This is a genomic window from Janthinobacterium algoris (assembly GCF_051380935.1).
Lineage (GTDB): Bacteria > Pseudomonadota > Gammaproteobacteria > Burkholderiales > Burkholderiaceae_D > Janthinobacterium.
Genome location: NZ_JBNYXZ010000030.1, coordinates 1 through 17,475 on the forward strand (window position 1 = coordinate 1; position 17,475 = coordinate 17,475).

A 17,475-nucleotide genomic window follows, 5' to 3' on the forward strand; every position below is an offset into this window, starting at 1 on the left:
GGTAATTGTTTTGTTTGGCGACATCAATTTACCAATTCAAAACCCTCGCTGCCACCCCCTTCGAGCAAAAAAGTCAAGTCCATCTTCCCCCACCAAACGCGAAGAACCAAAAAAAACGGCAGCGCCATCGAGGTGCTGCCGTTTTGCCTTCAGGCGCTGCGTTTTACTGTTGCTGTGCGATCCACCGGTCGACCTTGGCTTCCAGCAGTTTCAGGGGCAGGGTACCGTCGCTGAGCACGACTTCATGGAATTTCGGCAGGCTGAACTTGTTACCCAGCGCCTGTTGCGCACGCTGGCGCAGTTCGACGATCTTCAGTGAACCGATCTTGTAGCCCAGCGCCTGGCCCGGCCAGGCCATGTAGCGTTCCGTTTCGCTTTTCGCCACGGCGTCATAGCCGAGGGTGTCGCGCATGTACTTGATCGTCTGCTCGCGCGTCCAGCCCTTGGTGTGCAGTCCCGTATCGACCACCAGGCGCACGGCGCGCAGCATCTCGTCGTTCAAGTGGCCGAAATACTGGGCCGTATCTTCGAACAGGCCCATTTCCGTGCCCAGCGTTTCCGCGTACAGGGCCCAACCTTCCGTGAAGGCATTATTGCCGCCGAAACGGCGGAAATTCGGCAAGTCCATCTCTTGCACCAGCGCCAGGTGGAAATGGTGGCCAGGCTTGCCTTCGTGCAGGAACAAGGTGGTCATGCCCGTGTCGCCATACAGTTTCGGATCGGTGACGACGGACCAGAATACACCCGGGCGCGAACCGTCCGCCGCCGGCGCCGTGTAGTGATCGGCGGCCGTGTCGCGGCTCAGTTCAGGCTCCAGGCGCAAGTCCAGCGGCGCCTTCGGCACCAGAGTGAACAGGGCAGGTAATTTACTGTCCAATAGCACGTTCAGCTTGCGGTAGACGTCGAGCACTTCCTGTTCCGTCTTGAACGGGCGGTATTTCGCCTGTTCCGAGACCCATACGGGCAAGCCGGCGGCCGGGCCGTTGTAGCCCATCTTCGGACCGACGATCGCGTATTGTTCCTGGATGCGCGCCACTTCCTTCAAGCCGATGGCGTGGATTTGCTCCGGCTTCAAGTCTGTGGTGGTGCTGCTGGCCACGCGCGCCTGGTACCAGGCAGCGCCATCGGGCAGGGCGCTCCAGCCGCTGCTGCTGCGGCCGGCCGGCAGGTAATCATTTTCCAGGAAGGTGGCCAGGCGCTGCAGCGCGGGCATCAGCCTGGCCTGAATGGCGGCGGTGTACATTGCCGTCAGGCGCGTCTTGTCGGCCGCGGAAAAGCCTGCGGGCAAGTTCTTGATGGGTGTGTAATAAACGCTGTCTTGCGGCGTGGCGCTGACAAGTTTCTTGAATTGCGGCAGGGCCGACTCCGTCAGCGCTTTCGGCAACACAATGCCCTTTTGCATGCCGACTTTCATGTTGGCGATGGCTTGGTCTATCCAGCCCGGCAGCTGGCTGATACGGCTCAAGTAGGCGTCGTACTCCTTGACCGTGGTCAAAGGTTGCGATGCCTCGCCACCCGCATAATTGGCCAGGGTGACGGGCATGCTGTCCATCTGGTTCAGTGGCAGCAGGTAGTCGGGGAAGCGCTCGAAGCTCAGTGCCGTGCTCAGTTCATAGTCGAGAATATCGTAGTTGATCTGGTCCTGGCGCGACAGGTGTGCGCGGGCAATGCTGCGCAGGGTCTTTTGGTACTGGCGGTACAGGGCGAACTGTTTCGCGCGTGCGACCGGCACGATGGCTGAACCGAGCTGGTCGTCAAAACGGTTGTCGCCGCTCTCGGTGGCATTGATCGGCTCGAAACGGGCGAGCGCATCGTAGTATTGATCGGCCACGACCTGCAATCGCTGCTTGGCTTGCGGCGCGCTGACGGCCATGGTTTTGGCTGCGGGCTGGGCCGCTTGGGCCATGGGCGCATGGGCGAGTAACAGGGTGATAGCCAGGGTGATAGCCAGGGTGCCGAGGGTGCCGGCGGCAAAACGATGCTTCATGCGCGATGTCCTTTGTAAGGAGGGGAATGAACGGGGCCTAGCGAGGTCGGGGTGGCCGCTCGCGAAGGAACAGCCGGGGCGTAAGCATACGCCATTGCCCGGTGCGTTTGGATAAATTGTAGGGAGGAAATGTTGCTATTTCGCCGTAGGCGGCAGGGCCGCTTTCATCGTCTGCCAGTGCTTGCTGGCCAATGGGACGCAAGCGGGGCAAGGCGTGGTGGCGATCAGACTGCGGATTTTCTGGGCGCGCGCCGCCGTTTGCGGGTGCGAGGAGATCCAGCCCGGCGTCGCCCCTTTGTCCTTGTCATCAAGCTTCTGAAAAAAGCGCAGCATGCCGTCGGGACGGATGTGTGCGTGCTGCAAGGCAAGCAAACCGAGCCGGTCCGCTTCCTCTTCCATGTCGCGGCTGAAATACAGGGTGCCGGCCTGGTGCGCCAGCATGGCGGCCACGGCACTGATGTCGCCGATGGTCACGCCCACCAGGGCGCCCCAGCCCAGGCTGCTGATCATTTGCCGCAGCGAATGGCGCTGTTCCACATGCTGCACTTCATGCGCCAGCACGCCGGCCAGCTCGCCCGGGTCGCCCGCCTGGCGCAGCAAGCCCGTATGCACGACGATGATGCCGCCTGGCATGGCAAAGGCGTTGACGGTGTCGTCCTGCTTGACCAGCCAGCGGTATTGGTAGCGCGAACCGGCCGTCAGCCTGCGGCCGATGTCCTGCACCGTTTGTTGCGCCGCGTCGCTGTCATGGATGCCGCCCTGCGCGCGCACTTGCGACAGGGCCAGTTCGCCCAGCTGCTTTTCGACGGACAAGGGAATGAAGCCCGCCAGTGCGCCGACGGCATTGCCGCCCTGCCACCACAGCAGGGCAGAGGCGACGACGGCCGCGCTCGTCAAACCGGCCAGCCAGCCCGACACTTGCCGCCGGTTGCGCTGGCGCTCACCCCACAGGCGCTGCAGTTGCGGCTGCAGCGCGGACGGCGCTTCCTTCAGGACGATGGTGATGTCGCCAGCTGTCAGCGGCTTGAGCGACGCTTGCCGGCCTTGTGCATCGAGCCAGTTCAGGAACAATTCCGGTCCATCGATACCGCCCACGCTGACCACCAGTTGCGCCACATCGACGCTGGAAGCGGGCGCGTCGATGGCCAGCTGCGCGCCGAAGAAATGCGCGCTGACGGGCTTGCCGCCGGCGCCGCCCTCGGGGCCAGTCAGCAGTGCCTGGAATGGCGTCATGCGGCCGCCTCGGCAAAGCGGCTTTCATATAAGGCCGCCATCAAGTCGGACTGGCTGATGATGCCAGCCAGGCGCTCTTCATCGTCGAGGATGGGAATATGGTGATAGCCGGCGTCGGCCATCAGGGGCACGAGGTCGATGATGGGCGTGCCCAGGCGGGCCGTGTGTGGCGACGGCGTCATCAACTGGCCCACCACTTCCGGCTTGTCGCTGTGGCTGAAGCCGCTGCGCTGCAGCAGACCGCGCAGGCGCTGGCGCATGCCCTGGTAATCGTCGAGGCCGTCATGGCGCAGGAAATCCGTCTGCGTGATGATGCCGATGACCCGGCGCGCCCGGTTGACGACGGGCAGGGCGCCCACATCGTGCTCGCGCATGGTACGCCAGGCAACATCGAGCGGCGTGCCGAATTCCACGCTGAGCACATCCTTTGACATGATGTCGGCGCAGGTGACGACGCCGAAGCGGCGCTGGTAGGCGCGCATTTCCGTTTGCAGGAAGATCGCCTGCAAATCGTCACGGCTGATGTCGAGCACTTCGCTGTGCTGGCGCAAGACGGCATCGAGGTCATCCGGCGAAAATCCCAGGCGCGTGCTGGGGATGTCATCCTTCGTGGCGTGCGGATGCGGTGCGACCAGTTGCTGGGTGTGCGGGTAGCGGCGTCCCGTCAGGTTGTTGTACAGCACGGCGCAGGCGACCAGTACGGCTGAATTGAACAACACGGTGATGAAGACGAATTCAAAGCCGGCCGCATGCACGCTGGCGCCGCCGACCACGGTGGTCAAGGCGACGGCGCCGCCCGGCGGATGCAGACAGCGCAGGGCAAACATGGCGCCGATGGCCAGGCAGGCGGCCAGCGCCGCCACGCCCACGCTGGGGCCCAGCCATTTCACGCAAGCCATGCCCACCAGGCCGGAGACCACATTGCCGCCCACGACGGACCACGGTTGCGCCAGCGGGCTCGCTGGCAAGCAAAACAGCAGCACGGCCGAGGCGCCCATGGGCGCGATCAGGTAGACGCTGGCGCTATCGGGGGCCAGCAGGAAGTGGCAGATGAGACCCGTGAGCAGCAAACCGCAGATGGCGCCCGCACAGGCGCGCAATTGTTCGCGGCGGCTGCCGTTGTTCGGTTGCGGCAGCCAGCGTGCCAGGAAAGAAGTCGTCATGGGGAGGGCGCGTTCGGGCCGCGTTGCTCAGTGTGAGCCCAATATTATCCCATGCGTTCCATTTCGCTGCAGGCGGGCACTACGCGTCGTCTGTGCAGACGGCGCGCAAGCCATGCCATGCCATGCCGTGCCAGCAGCTTCTACTTGGTGATGCTTATACGTTTTCCGCATAAGCACAGTGCAATTAAATGGTGGATATTTCTCACAAGCAGGCATATTCTAGACAATCACGCCCGCTGGCAGTTGTTCAGCTGGCCTCACGATTTCTCTCAGGAGCCCCGCATGCGCCTTTCCCTTTGCGTTTCCCTTTTCTTTGCCAGCCTGCTGCTTGCCGGCACCGCCATTGCCGCCTCCCCGACGCCGGGCGCCCCTGTCGCCACGCCGCATTTGCCGTATAACGCGGCGGCCGACGCGAAGGCCGACGTGGCCCGCGCGCTGGCCGAGGCCAAGGCGGCGCACGTGCCCGTACTGCTGATCTTTGGTGCCAACTGGTGCGAGGATTGCCGCGCGCTCGACAAGGCTTTGAAGGAAGGCAAGAACGCCGAGCTGATGCAACAGCAGTTCAAGGTCGTCAAGGTCGACGTGGGCAACTTCGACCATAATTTGGACGTGGCGCAAGCCTATGGCAATCCGCTCAAGAAAGGCATCCCGGCTGCCGTGCTCGTATCGAGCGACAACAACCAGGTGCTGTATGCCACCAAAGGCGGCGAACTGGCGAATGCGCGCCGCATGAGCGAGAGTGGCATTTATGATTTCTTCAAGCAAGCAGCGAGCGTGAAAGCGCCGACGATTTAACTTCCTTCCAACGCCTCTTAAAACTCTTCCCACGCATCTCTGGCCAGTGCTTTCGGGCGGGATGGCGTGGGCAGCATGGGCTTGTGCGCCGCCGCATGAGCTGTTTCTTCCAGCTTGCTGCCCGCTTTTACCTTGCGGGCCGAGTCGCTGATCAAATCCCTGATTTCCTTGACAGCCGCCGCTGAGCGCTGCGCCGGCCTGTTGCTTGTCCAGCCTGAGGATCAGGCCCGCATCGCCCGGGTGGAAATGTTCAAGCAGGCAAGCCGTGCGCGATCAATTCCAGCGGTAATTCCGTGCTGCACTTGATTTGCTCCATGGAAAAGGCGGACGACACGCCTGTTAGTTGCACGGCCTTGATGAGCTTTTTATAGAAGGTATCGTAACCCTTGATGTCGGTGGTGACGACTTTCAACAGGTAGTCGACGTCGCCGCTCATACGGTGAAATTCCTGTACCTCGGGCAAGACAATGACGGCGGCGGCAAAGCGGCGCAGCCATTTTTCATCGTGCTGTCCCGTACGCACGCTGACAAAGACGGTCACGGGCAAGCCCACTTTTTGCCGGTTGACGATGGCCACGCGACTCTCAATATAGCCCTCCTCTTCCAGGCGCTTGACGCGCTTCCAGCAGGGCGTGCTGGACAAGCCGATCTTCTCGCTGAGGGCGGCGATCGACAGGGTGCCATCCTGCTGCAGGGCGGCGAGGATGGCACAGTCGAATTTGTCGAGCGATGTATTTGGTGAATTCATTTCGTTATTTTCTGTTTTGTGGCATAAATATGCTTCATATTAACGCGTTTGCAGTGTCTTTTGGTATATCTTTACGGCAGCGTGCCGCTAGACTATTCATATGTTCCAGCCGCCTGCGCTGCGTCCTTTTTAGCTGCGCCTTTTTATAGAATACTCAGACGGCCATCATGAAAGAAATCTACCTCGACAGCAATGCCACCACTTGCGTGCTGCCCGCCGCCGTTGGCGCCGCCCGGCAAGCGATGGAGCAGGGCTATGGCAATCCCAGCAGCACGCACGCCACGGGATTGCAGGCCAAGGCCATGATGGATGGCGTACGCCAGCGCGCCCGCCGCTTGCTGGGCGTGGGCGACGGCCGATTGATGTTCAATAGCGGCGCTACCGAAGGCATCCAGACGGCCGTGCTGTCGGCCTTGTGCGCGCTGCGCGAACGGCGCGCTGCAGGCAAGCGCATCGGCAGCCTGCTGCTGTATGGCGCGACCGAGCACAAGGCCGTGCCGGAAAGCCTGGCGCACTGGAACCGCCTGCTGGGCCTGAACCTGGAAGTGCGCAAGCTGCCCGTCGATGCGCAGGGGCGCCACGATCTGCAGGCACTCGACGCGCTGATCGGCGACACGGCCATGCTGTGCACGATGGCTGCCAACAATGAAACGGGCGTCATCAGCGACCTGTCCGCCATCGCGCAACTGCTGCAGGAACGCGGTGCAGACGCCTACTGGATGGTCGATTGCGTGCAGGCGCTGGGCAAGCTGAAACTGAACCTGGCCGCCACGCGCATCGATTACGCGCCGTTTTCCGGCCACAAGCTGTATGCGCCCAAGGGCATCGGCATGCTGTATGTGCGCGCCGGCGCCCCCTTTACGCCCTTGATGATGGGCGGCGGCCAGGAAGCGGGCCTGCGTTCCGGTACGGAGAACATGGCCGGCATCGCCGCCCTGGGCGCCGTGCTGGCCGCACTGGAGGATGGCAAGACCTTCCGCAGCGACGCCGACCTGGCCGCTTTCCGCGAACAGCTGGTGGCCAGCCTGGAGCGCGCTTTCCCCGGCATCGTTTTCAATATGCCGTTCGCGTTGTCGCTACCGACCACGCTCAATTTTTCCGTGCCCGGCCTGTCCTCGAAAGAGCTGCTGGACCTGTTCGATGCGGCGCGTGTGCGCGTCAGCTCGGGCAGCGCCTGTTCCGCCGCCAAGGCCCTGCCCAGCTATGTGCTGGAAGCCATGCACGTACCGCAATGGCGCGCCAGCTCGGCCATCCGTCTGTCGTTCGGTCCCCTGATTGACGCGGCGACGATAGCCGCCGCCTGCGCGCGCATCGAGCGTTGCGGCGAGGCCTTGCGCAGCAGCTGTTTGCTGCCGTCGGCGCTGGCGCCATCGCCGCAGGACGGCGCGCAGGACGGCATAATCCAGCTGAGCGTGGATGGCCAGTGCACCTGGCTGCTCAGCGACGCTGGCAGCGCCAGTTGTGTCGTCATCGATCCCGCCGCCGCGCTCGTGCCGCGCCTGGCCGCCTTCATCCGCTGCCAGCACCTGGCCTTGCGCGCCATCGTGCACACGACAGCGCCCGCCGATCATGGCGCGGCGCGCCTGGCGTTGCTGCAGGAACTCGCTATCGAACAGGTGGGTCGCGTCGATATCGACGGTGAGCTGGAGCTGGGCCAGCAGCGCTTGCGGCGGATCGAGTGCGGCCAAGATCATGCCACCCACGTGTACCTGCTGGGGCAGCATTTCGCCTTCACCGGTAGCCTGACGCCCGGGGCGCTGGCGCCCTTGCTGGATGCGGCGCTGGTGACGCCGGACACCGTGCTGTGCGCCGCATGCGACGACGGCAGCATCTGCAGCACGGTGCGCGCGGTGCAGGACGGCCTCGTGCCTGCCGCCGAACTGCAGCTCGATGCGGCCGGCCTGCCCGGCTTCCTGCGCCAGCATCCCGACGCCATCCTTGTCGACGTGCGCGAAGCGTATGAACATGCGGCTTGCGCCGGGACGGTGTTCGAGGGCTGCGCAGTGCACAGCGTACCGCTGAGCCGCCTGGCGGGACAGGTGGCCGCATGGCTGCAGCAGCCACAGCGCCCCCTGGTCTTTTTCTGCCGCAGCGGCAATCGCAGCGCGCGTGCCGCCGCCTGTCTGCGCCGCCTGGGCCATGCTGCTGCATGGCAACTCAATGGCGGCATGGCGATGGCGGAAGCGACGCGTCACCCGCTGGCCATCGCGGCTTGACGGGGCTGAAGTTTCTCCTCTGAAATACTGCATCGTGCCATCATTGGCACGGTGCTGGTCGTTGAGTTCCTCCTGTTCATTTCCCCCAAGCATTTTTCTTCCCTGCACGGGCTGATTTCTTTGCCTGCACGTCCCTAAAACCTCGGGTATGTACGCTAGCGCACGGTCTTGCGCGCAGGGCGCACCTACGATGAAGTTCAGAAAATCTCCCTACACCCTGAGATTCGTCGCAACGCTCCGGCGCTTCGCTTTCCGTCTTCGCCAGTGTCCGATCGTGTTCTTCCAGACTGGGCTGGCGTGACGGCGGCCGCTGGCTGCCTGCGCGCACCTAGCGAGGCCAAGTTGAAAGAGTACACCGCAGTAGTCACGCAGCAGATCAAGGAACAGATTTCCAAATTCAAGGAAATCTTCCGCGACCATCCCCTTGCACCGGACAGTTTCGACGCTGCGCGCGACGATGCCTTGCCCCTGCGCTCCGAGTTATTCAGCGCCATGCAGATGGCCGCCCATGGCAAGCATGTGGCCCTCGGCCATGCGGTGGGACGGCATCATGGCCGCGACCGCCTGCTGGCGCGCCTGGCCGACAATGCGGCGCTGATCACGGCCACCGTCAATGAATTGACGGCCACCGTCAAGAGCGGACGCCAGGTGACGCCCGCCTCGGAGTGGTTGCTGGATAATTTTTACCTGATCGAAGAGCAGATTCGCACCACGCGGCGCCACTTGCCGAAGAACTACAGCAAGGAGCTGCCACGGCTGACGTCGGGCGTGGACGCGGGCTGTCCGCGCGTGTATAAAATTGCGCTGGAAATCATCTCGCATGGCGATGGCCGGGTCGATCTGGAAAACCTGTGTCATTTCATCGAGGCCTACCAGGATGTCGCCACCCTGACCCTGGGCGAATTGTGGGCCGTGCCCATCATGCTGCGTCTGGCCCTGATCGAAAACCTGCGCCGCGTGGCCGTGCGCGTGGCCGATGACCGCATGCAGCGCGACTTGGCCAATACCTGGGCCGACCAGATGACGGACATCGCCGAGCGCAATCCCAGCGGCTTGATCCTGCTGGTAGCCGACATGGCGCGCTCGAATCCGCCGATGACCAGCGCCTTCGTAGCCGAATTGTCGCGCCGCCTGCAGGGACAAAGTTCGTCGCTGACCCTGGCCTTGTCGTGGCTGACGCACAAGCTGGCCGAATCGGGTCTCACCATCGAGCAGCAGATCCAATCCGAGATCGGGCAGCAGGCGGCCGACCAGGTATCGATCGCCAACAGCATCGGCAGCCTGCGTTTTCTGGGCACCATGGATTGGCAGGAATTTGTCGAGACCATGAGCGTCGTCGAGCAGACGTTGCGGCTGGACCCGGCCGGCACCTATGGCTTGATGGATTTCGCCACGCGCGACAGCTATCGCCACGTCATCGAGCGCATCGCCAGGCGCAGCGCGCGCAGCGAAGTGGACGTGGCCGAGATGGTGGTGCAACTGGCGCACACGCACGGCAACGGCAATGATGCGCGCCGTGGCCATATCGGCTTTTACCTGGTGGGGCGCGGCGTGCTGGTGCTGGAAAAGCAGGCCGGCGCGAAGCTGCCCTTCATCGAGGCGCTGCAGCATACGGCACGCGCCGCGCCGCTGGCCGTCTACCTCGGCGCGATCTGCTTCCTGAGCCTGGCGACGAGCGCGCTGCTGCTCGAGCGCGCCGTGCGCCATGGCGTGCAGGGTTGGTCACTGGTGGCGCTGGGTGCGCTGGCGCTGCTGGGCAGCAGCCAGCTGGCCGTGGCCGTGGTGAACTGGCTGGCGACCCTGATGACGTCGCCGCATCCGCTGCCGCGCATGGATTACCAGGCAGGCATTCCGTCGGACGGCCGCGGCATCGTGGTGGTGCCGACCCTGATCTACAGCGAGGAAAACGTGGCCGCCTTGTGCGAGGCGCTGGAAGTGCGTTACCTGGCCAACCGCGATCCGAACCTGCGTTTCTGCCTGCTGACCGATTTTGTCGACGCGGATGCACAAACGATGCCCGGCGACGAAGCTTTGCTGCGCCAGGCGCAGGACACCATCCGTGGCTTGAACGATAAGTACCGCGTGGAGGGCAGCGAGAGCAAGGAAAACGGCGACCCCGGCGACCCGGCCGAACGCGAAGAGCTGGGCCATATTGGGCCGTTCCTGCTGCTGCACCGCCCGCGCCTGTGGAATTCGCAGCAGAATGCCTGGATGGGGCAGGAGCGCAAGCGCGGTAAATTGTCCGACCTGCACGCCTTTCTGCGCGGCGGCGCGCGCGACAAATTCTCGCTGGTGGAAGGCGAGTTGCGCGGCCTGCGCACGATCAAATACGTCATCACGCTCGACACGGATACGCAGCTGCCGCGCGACGCGGCGCGCGAATTCATCGCCACCATGATGCACCCGCTGAACCGACCCGTGCTCGACGCGGCCGGCACGCGCGTGATTGCCGGCTACGGCATCTTGCAGCCGCGCGTGGCCGTGGCGTTGCCCAGCGCGAACGCTTCACGCTACGAGCTGCTGTGCGGCGGCGAACCGGGCATCGACCCCTACACGCGCACCGTCTCGGACCTGTACCAGGATGTATTTTACGAGGGCTCCTTCATCGGCAAGGGCATCTATGACCTCGACATGTTCGAACGCGTGCTGGGGCAGCGCCTGCCCGACAATAAAATCCTCAGCCACGACTTGCTGGAAGGCTGCTACCTGCGCGCCGGCTTGCTCAGCGACTCGCAACTGTATGAGGAATACCCCGCCCGTTACGACGCCGATGTCAGCCGGCGCCAGCGCTGGATACGCGGCGACTGGCAACTGATCGGCTGGTTGCTGGGCCGCGTGCCGGGCCGCGCCGGCAAGCGCGAACGCAATCCCCTATCGATGCTGTCGCGCTGGAAGCTGTTCGACAACCTGCGCCGCAGCATCGTGGCGCCGGCGACCACCTTGTCCCTGCTGCTGGTATGGGGCTTCCTGCCGCACGTAGTTTTCTGGAGCGTGGCGGTGCTGGCCATCATCTTCCTGCCGCCCGTCTTTTCCGCACTGTACGATCTGTTGCGCAAACCGCGCGACACCCTGTGGCGCCAGCATCTGGCCGCGTTCGAGCGGCGCTGCGGCGTGCAGTTTTCGCATGCCATGCTGACCCTCGTCTTCCTGCCCTATGAGGCCTGGATCAGTCTGGACGCCATAGCTCGCAGCCTGTGGCGCCTGGGCGTGTCGCACAAGCATTTGCTCGACTGGCGTGCCTCGAACCTGCACACGTCTTCCGGTTCGCAGACAGACAGCTGGCGCGCCATGTGGTGCTCGCCAGCGCTGGCGCTGGCCACCTTTGCTGCCTTGCTGCACTGGCGCCCGGCAGCGTTGCCGGCCGCCGCCGTGGTGCTGCTGCTATGGCTGGCCGCGCCCGCCATCGCCTGGTGGATCAGCCGCCCCATCGAACGGGCCGTGGCGCGTCTGTCGGCCGAGCAGGGACGTTTCCTGCATGGCGTGGCGCGCAAGACCTGGGCGTATTTCGATACCTTCGTCGGACCGGACGATCACTGGCTGCCGCCCGATAACATGCAGGAGCATCCGAACCTGGTGGTGGCGCACCGCACCTCGCCGACGAATATCGGCCTGGCGCTGCTGGCCAACCTGACGGCCTACGACTTCGGCTATCTCACCCTGGGCCAGTTGATCGAGCGTAGCCGCGCCACCTTGCACAGCATGGGGGAGCTGGAGCGCTTCCAGGGCCATTTCTACAACTGGTACGACACGCAAACGCTCAAGGCGCTGCAGCCGATGTATATCTCGACGGTCGACAGCGGCAACCTGGCCGGCCATCTGCTGACCTTGCAGCCGGGACTGGTGGAACTGTATGACGCGCCCATCATCGGCGCGCAGGTGGTGCAGGGCATTCGCACGACGGCGCAGGTGCTGCAGGAATTCATCGCGGCCGAAGGCGAAGGCAAGGCCATGCGCGACAGCATGAGCCTGCTGCAGATGCCGGCCGCGCCAGCCAGCCTGCCGGAATGGCATGCCTACCTGAGTGCCGCGAATGGCGCGGCCGACGCGCTGCTCTCGCTGACCTTGCAAAGCGAAGATGGTGAGCTGTCCATGTGGAGCGGTGCGCTGGCGCGCCAGTGCCGCGCGGCGCTGGCCGAGTTGCTGCAACTGGTACCGTGGGCGGCGCAGGCGGACCTCGATGCGGCGTGGCTGCGCGTGCCGACCCTGCGCGAATTGGCCAACCTGGAAGCGCCGGAAGGCACCCCGCCGGAGCTGGAGGCCATGCTGGCGCAGGGCCGCGAACAGGCGGGCCGCTACATGCGCGACATCGCCCATGCGGCGGGCCAGGCGCGCGACTTCGCGCAGATCGAATACGGCTTCCTGTACAACCCGTCGACCAAACTGCTGGCCATCGGCTACAACGTCAGCGAACGGCGGCTCGACCCCAGCTACTACGACTTGCTCGCTTCCGAAGTGCGCCTGGCCAGCTTCATCGCCATCGCCCAGGGCCAACTGCCGCAGGAGCACTGGTTCGCGTTGGGCCGCCAGCTGTGCATGGTGGCCGGCCAGCCCGTGCTGCTGTCGTGGAGCGGCTCGATGTTCGAGTACCTGATGCCGCTGCTGGTGATGCCGAATTATCCCAACACCCTGCTCGACCAGACGTATCACTCCGTCATTGAGGCGCAGATCGATTATGGCCGCCAGCGCGATGTACCGTGGGGGATTTCCGAATCCGGCTACAACACAGTCGATGCCAGCCTGAATTACCAGTACCGCGCGTTTGGCGTGCCGGGGCTGGGCCTGAAGCGGGGCCTGGCCGACGACCTGGTGGTGGCGCCGTACGCCAGCATGATGGGCCTGATGGTGCAGCCGGAAGCGTCGTGCCAGAACCTGCAGCGCATGCAGGCGGCCGGCTACATGGGCCGCTATGGGTTTTTTGAGGCCATCGACTTCACTACGGCGCGCCTGCCGCGCGGGCAGGGTAGCGCCGTCATCCGCTCGTTCATGGTGCATCACCAGGGCATGGGCTTCCTGGCCCTCAGCTACCTGCTGCATGACCGCCCGATGCAGCGCCGTTTCGAGTCCGATCCGCTGCTGCAATCGGCCTTGCTGGTGTTGCAGGAACGCACGCCGCAGGCAGGTGCGTTTTACTCGAATACGGCCGAACTGGCAGTGCTGCGCAGCGGCGCGTCCGAACAGGCCATGCCGATGCGCATCCTCACGCAGGCCAACAGCGCCGTGCCCGAAACGCAGCTGCTGTCGAATGGCCGCTACCACGTCATGGTGAGCAATGCGGGCGGCAGCTACAGTCGCTGGAAAGACCTGTCCGTGACGCGCTGGCGCGAGGACAGCACGCGCGACAACTGGGGCAACTTCTGCTACCTGCGCGACCTCGACGACGGTGCCGTCTGGTCCACCACGTATCAGCCGACCTTGGCCGAACCGAACAAGTACGAGGTGATTTTTTCCGAGGGGCGCGCGGAATTTCGCCGTGCCGACCATGGCCTGGACCTGTACACGGAAATCGTCGTCTCGCCCGAGGACGACATCGAAATCCGGCGCACGCGCATCAGTAATAATTCGAACCGCCAGCGGCGCATCGAGATCACCAGCTTTGCCGAAGTGGTGATGGCGCCGGCGGCGGCTGACGCGGCGCATCCCGCGTTCAGCAAGCTGTTCGTGCAGACGGAAATCCTGGCGCATGAAAATGCGATCCTGTGCACGCGCCGGCCCCGCTCGAAGGACGAGCAGATGCCGTGGCTGCTGCATGTGATGACCGTGCACGATATCGAGCACTATGCCGTGTCGTTCGAGACGGACCGCGCCCGTTTCATCGGCCGCGGCAACACGGCGCAGCTGCCGCAGGCGCTGCAGGAGAGTGGTCCGCTCGGTGGCGGCCACGGTTCCGTGCTCGACCCCATCGTGGCCATCCGCTACGTCATCACGCTCGAACCCGACCAGGCAGTGACGGTTGATAGCGTGACCGGGGTGGTGGAGCAGCGCGAGGCGGCGCTGCACCTGATCGACAAATACCAGGATCGCCACCTGGCCGACCGCGTCTTCGAACTGGCCTGGACGCACAGCCAGGTGGTGCTGCGCCAGTTGAATGCCAGCGAAGCCGATGCGCAGCTGTATGCGCGCCTGGCCAATGCCGTGATCTATCCGAATGCGGCCTTGCGCGCCGAGGCCGGCATCCTGATCAAGAACCAGCGCGGCCAGTCCGGCCTGTGGGCGTATGCCATCTCGGGCGACCTGCCCATCGTGCTGCTGCAGATACGCGACGCGGCCAATATCGAACTGGCGCGCCAGATGGTGCAGGCGCATGCCTACTGGCGCCTGAAAGGGCTGGTGGTGGACCTGGTGATCTGGTACGAGGAGCAGTCGGGCTACCGCCAGCTGCTGCACGACCAGATCATGGGCCTGATCGCTTCGGGCATCGATGCGCAGGCGATCGATCGCCCGGGCGGCATCTTCGTGCGCCTGGCCGAGCAGATCGCCAACGAAGACCGCATCTTGCTGCAATCGGTGGCGCGCGCCATCATCAGCGACTTGCGCGGCACCCTGGCCGAGCAGGTCAAGCGCCCGCCCAGCCCCATGCTGCGCATGCCGCCGCTGCTGCAGGACCCGGCACGCGAACATGGCGGCGGGCCGCACCGCGCGCCAAAGCGCGAACTGATCCTGGAAAATGGCCTGGGCGGCTTTACGCCCGACGGGTGCGAATACGTGATCACCACGGGCGAAGGTCAACAGACGCCGGCGCCCTGGTCGAACGTACTGGCCAATGCGCAATTCGGCACGGTGGTGTCGGAAGCCGGCCAGGCGTATACCTGGAGCGAGAATGCGCATGAATTCCGTTTGACGCCATGGCAGAACGACCCCGTGTCCGACTTGTCCGGCGAAGCGTTTTACGTGCGCGACGAGCAGAGTGGCCAGTTCTGGTCGCCCTCGGCCCTGCCGGCGCGCGGCAGTGGAGACTACGTGACGCGCCACGGCTTCGGCTACAGCATTTTTGAACACAGCGAGGGCGGCATCGTCACCGAATTGTGTACCTATGTGGCGCTGGATGCGGCCGTCAAATATTCGGTGATCAAGGTACGCAACGACAGCGGCGTGCCGCGCCGCCTGTCCGTCACGGGCTACGTGGAATGGGTGCTGGCCGACCTGCGCGCCAAGTCCGGCATGCACGTGGCGACCGAAGTCGACACGATCAGCGGCGCGCTGTTTGCGCGCAATAACTACAACACGGAGTTTTCGGGCCGGGTCGGCTTTTTCAACACCGATGCGAGCATTCGTTCCATCACCTGCGACCGCAATGAATTCATCGGCCGTAACGGCAGCCTGGCCCGGCCGGCGGCCTTGCGCCGCGTGCGCCTGTCTGGCAAGGCGGGCACGGGACTGGATCCGTGCGCAGCGATCCAGGTGCCGTTTGAACTGCAGCCGGGGCAGGAGCGCGAAATCGTCTTCCTCCTCGGCGTGGGCGGGCGCCGCAATGCCGATGCCAGTACCATGGTGCAGCGCCATGCGGGCAAGGACGCCGCCCGCATGGCGCTCGACGCGGTGCGCGCACACTGGGAACGCACCCTGGGTGCCGTGCGCATCGAAACACCCGACCCGTCTCTGGATGTGATCGCCAATGGCTGGCTGATGTACCAGACCATCGCCTGCCGGCTGTGGGCGCGCAGCGGCTATTACCAGTCGGGCGGCGCGTATGGTTTCCGCGACCAGCTGCAAGATGCGATGGCCATGATCCACACGGCGCCGCATCTGCTGCGCAGCCACTTGCTGCTGTGCGCGGCGCACCAGTTTGTCGAAGGCGACGTGCAACACTGGTGGCATCCGCCATCGGACCGGGGCGTGCGCACGCATTGCTCCGACGATTACCTGTGGCTGCCGCTGGCCGCTTGTCGTTATGTGATTGCCACGGGCGACGTCAACGTGCTGTCGGAAGTGGCCCCCTTCATCGAAGGGCGCGCCGTCAAGCCGGAGGAGGACTCGTACTACGACCTGCCCGTGCGCTCTGGCGAGTCGGCCGACCTGTACGAGCACTGCGTGCGCGCCATCCGCCATGGCTTGCGCCTGGGCGTGCATGGCTTGCCCCTGATGGGTTCCTGCGACTGGAATGACGGCATGGACAAGGTGGGCGAACACGGCAAGGGCGAGAGCGTGTGGCTCGCCTTCTTCCTGTACGAAGTGCTGCAGCGCTTCGCCGAGGTGGCCGTGCTGCGCGGCGATGCGGCGTTCGCCCAATTCTGCCGCGACGCAGCCGTCAAGCTGGCGGCCAACGTCGAGGAGCATGCATGGGATGGCGAGTGGTATCGGCGCGCCTACTTCGACGACGGCACACCCTTGGGTTCGCACACGAACGAGGAATGCCAGATCGATTCGATTTCGCAAAGCTGGGGTGTGCTGTCGGGCGCGGCCAACAAGGAGCGCGTCGCCGGCGCCATGCGCCAGGTCGATGCGCGCCTGGTGCGCCGTGATTCAGGCGTGATCCAGCTGCTCGATCCGCCGTTCGACAAAGCCGACCTCAATCCCGGCTACATCCGCGGCTATGTGCCCGGCGTGCGCGAGAACGGCGGTCAGTACACGCATGCGGCCATCTGGACGGCGATGGCGTTTGCCCATATGGGCGATGGCGAAAAGGCGTGGGAACTGCTGCGCATGATCAACCCCGTGCGCCATGGCGTTGATGCGCAAGCGGTGGCACGCTACAAGGTGGAACCGTATGTGGTGACGGCCGATGTGTATGCCGTGGCGCCGCACGTGGGACGCGGCGGCTGGAGCTGGTACACGGGATCGTCGGGCTGGTTGTACCGGCTGATCGTCGAATCCCTGCTCGGCTTGACGCGCGAAGCGAACATGCTGCGCCTGCTGCCGACCATGCCGGGCGAATGGGACCGCTTCAAGCTGCATTACCGCTTCGGTGCCAGCAGCTATGCCATCACGGTGGAAAAGGCACAGGGGCGGCCTGCAGGACTCTCGCTCGATGGCGTGGCGCAGGATGGCAACAGCATCGCCCTGCGTGACGAGGGCCGTGAGTATGCGGTGCTACTGCTGGTCTAGTCTTGCCACGCGCTTACTTGCCACGTATCGTGTTCGGGCCGGCGCCGGCCAGCCAGCAGGATCAAGCCGGCGCCGAGCAGCAGCAAGTCGCGTGTGCGTACCTCGGGCGCGGACTGCGTTGCCGTCTGGTGGTGGTAGTTCAAGGGTGCCGCCATGGTGGCGGGTAACTGGCTTGCGCAGGCGGCCAGGCACAGCGCCGCCATCTTTCCATTCAAATGCATACATTCCTCAAGAAAGCGCGCTGACCGTTCGGGATCAGCGCGCCGGTATTCATGTCGTTGATATTGTAAT

At 64.3% G+C, this 17,475-nt stretch carries 9 protein-coding genes; 3 read left to right on the forward strand and 6 right to left on the reverse strand.

Annotated features, from left to right (window positions below; translation table 11 throughout):
* Positions 1-163: 163 nt before the first annotated feature.
* The 3 genes from ACQ4W7_RS28045 to ACQ4W7_RS28055 all read right to left on the reverse strand — a co-directional run bounded on the left by ACQ4W7_RS28045 (position 164) and on the right by ACQ4W7_RS28055 (position 4,383).
* On the reverse strand, positions 164-1,987 hold the full coding sequence (locus ACQ4W7_RS28045; RefSeq protein ID WP_436534977.1) for a DUF885 domain-containing protein: 1,824 nt from the start codon (positions 1,985-1,987) through the stop codon (positions 164-166).
* Between the two features lie 135 nt (positions 1,988-2,122).
* Positions 2,123-3,220, reverse strand: coding sequence for a M48 family metallopeptidase (locus ACQ4W7_RS28050; protein ID WP_436534979.1), 1,098 nt, complete (start codon positions 3,218-3,220; stop codon positions 2,123-2,125).
* Positions 3,217-4,383, reverse strand: coding sequence for an HPP family protein (locus ACQ4W7_RS28055; protein WP_436534981.1), 1,167 nt, complete (start codon positions 4,381-4,383; stop codon positions 3,217-3,219). The genes ACQ4W7_RS28050 and ACQ4W7_RS28055 overlap by 4 nt, the downstream gene beginning before the upstream one ends.
* 282 nt (positions 4,384-4,665) lie before the next feature.
* Between ACQ4W7_RS28055 and ACQ4W7_RS28060 the strand changes: the two genes are divergently transcribed.
* On the forward strand, positions 4,666-5,178 hold the full coding sequence (locus ACQ4W7_RS28060) for a thioredoxin family protein (protein WP_426074945.1): 513 nt from the start codon (positions 4,666-4,668) through the stop codon (positions 5,176-5,178).
* A 17-nt stretch (positions 5,179-5,195) separates the two neighbouring features.
* On the opposite strand, the gene ACQ4W7_RS28065 is transcribed toward ACQ4W7_RS28060, so the two are convergent.
* On the reverse strand, positions 5,196-5,333 hold the full coding sequence (locus ACQ4W7_RS28065; RefSeq protein WP_426074946.1) for a hypothetical protein: 138 nt from the start codon (positions 5,331-5,333) through the stop codon (positions 5,196-5,198).
* A gap of 95 nt (positions 5,334-5,428) precedes the next feature.
* On the reverse strand, positions 5,429-5,926 hold the full coding sequence (locus ACQ4W7_RS28070) for an Lrp/AsnC family transcriptional regulator (protein WP_426074947.1): 498 nt from the start codon (positions 5,924-5,926) through the stop codon (positions 5,429-5,431).
* A 167-nt stretch (positions 5,927-6,093) separates the two neighbouring features.
* Here ACQ4W7_RS28070 and ACQ4W7_RS28075 point away from each other — a divergent pair, with 167 nt between their 5' ends.
* Entirely contained in the window at positions 6,094-8,142 is a 2,049-nt protein-coding gene (locus tag ACQ4W7_RS28075) for an aminotransferase class V-fold PLP-dependent enzyme (protein WP_426074948.1), read from the forward strand.
* Positions 8,143-8,634: 492 nt separating this feature from the next.
* Positions 8,635-17,184, forward strand: coding sequence for a glycoside hydrolase family 94 protein (locus ACQ4W7_RS28080; RefSeq protein WP_436535009.1), 8,550 nt, complete (start codon positions 8,635-8,637; stop codon positions 17,182-17,184).
* Here the strand turns inward: ACQ4W7_RS28080 and ACQ4W7_RS28085 are convergent.
* Positions 17,181-17,405, reverse strand: a complete 225-nt coding sequence (locus tag ACQ4W7_RS28085) for a hypothetical protein (RefSeq protein WP_426074949.1) — start codon at positions 17,403-17,405, stop codon at positions 17,181-17,183. The genes ACQ4W7_RS28080 and ACQ4W7_RS28085 overlap by 4 nt on opposite strands.
* Positions 17,406-17,475: the final 70 nt, after the last annotated feature.

Bases quoted from the DNA above. Each gene is read 5' to 3' on its own strand.
- ACQ4W7_RS28050 (WP_436534979.1), bottom strand. From the start codon at position 3,220: ATGACGCCATTCCAGGCACTGCTGACTGGCCCCGAGGGCGGCGCCGGC.
- ACQ4W7_RS28045 (WP_436534977.1), bottom strand. From the start codon at position 1,987: ATGAAGCATCGTTTTGCCGCCGGCACCCTCGGCACCCTGGCTATCACC.
- ACQ4W7_RS28085 (WP_426074949.1), bottom strand. From the start codon at position 17,405: ATGCATTTGAATGGAAAGATGGCGGCGCTGTGCCTGGCCGCCTGCGCA.
- ACQ4W7_RS28075 (WP_426074948.1), top strand. From the start codon at position 6,094: ATGAAAGAAATCTACCTCGACAGCAATGCCACCACTTGCGTGCTGCCC.
- ACQ4W7_RS28060 (WP_426074945.1), top strand. From the start codon at position 4,666: ATGCGCCTTTCCCTTTGCGTTTCCCTTTTCTTTGCCAGCCTGCTGCTT.
- ACQ4W7_RS28070 (WP_426074947.1), bottom strand. From the start codon at position 5,926: ATGAATTCACCAAATACATCGCTCGACAAATTCGACTGTGCCATCCTC.
- ACQ4W7_RS28055 (WP_436534981.1), bottom strand. From the start codon at position 4,383: ATGACGACTTCTTTCCTGGCACGCTGGCTGCCGCAACCGAACAACGGC.
- ACQ4W7_RS28080 (WP_436535009.1), top strand. From the start codon at position 8,635: ATGCAGATGGCCGCCCATGGCAAGCATGTGGCCCTCGGCCATGCGGTG.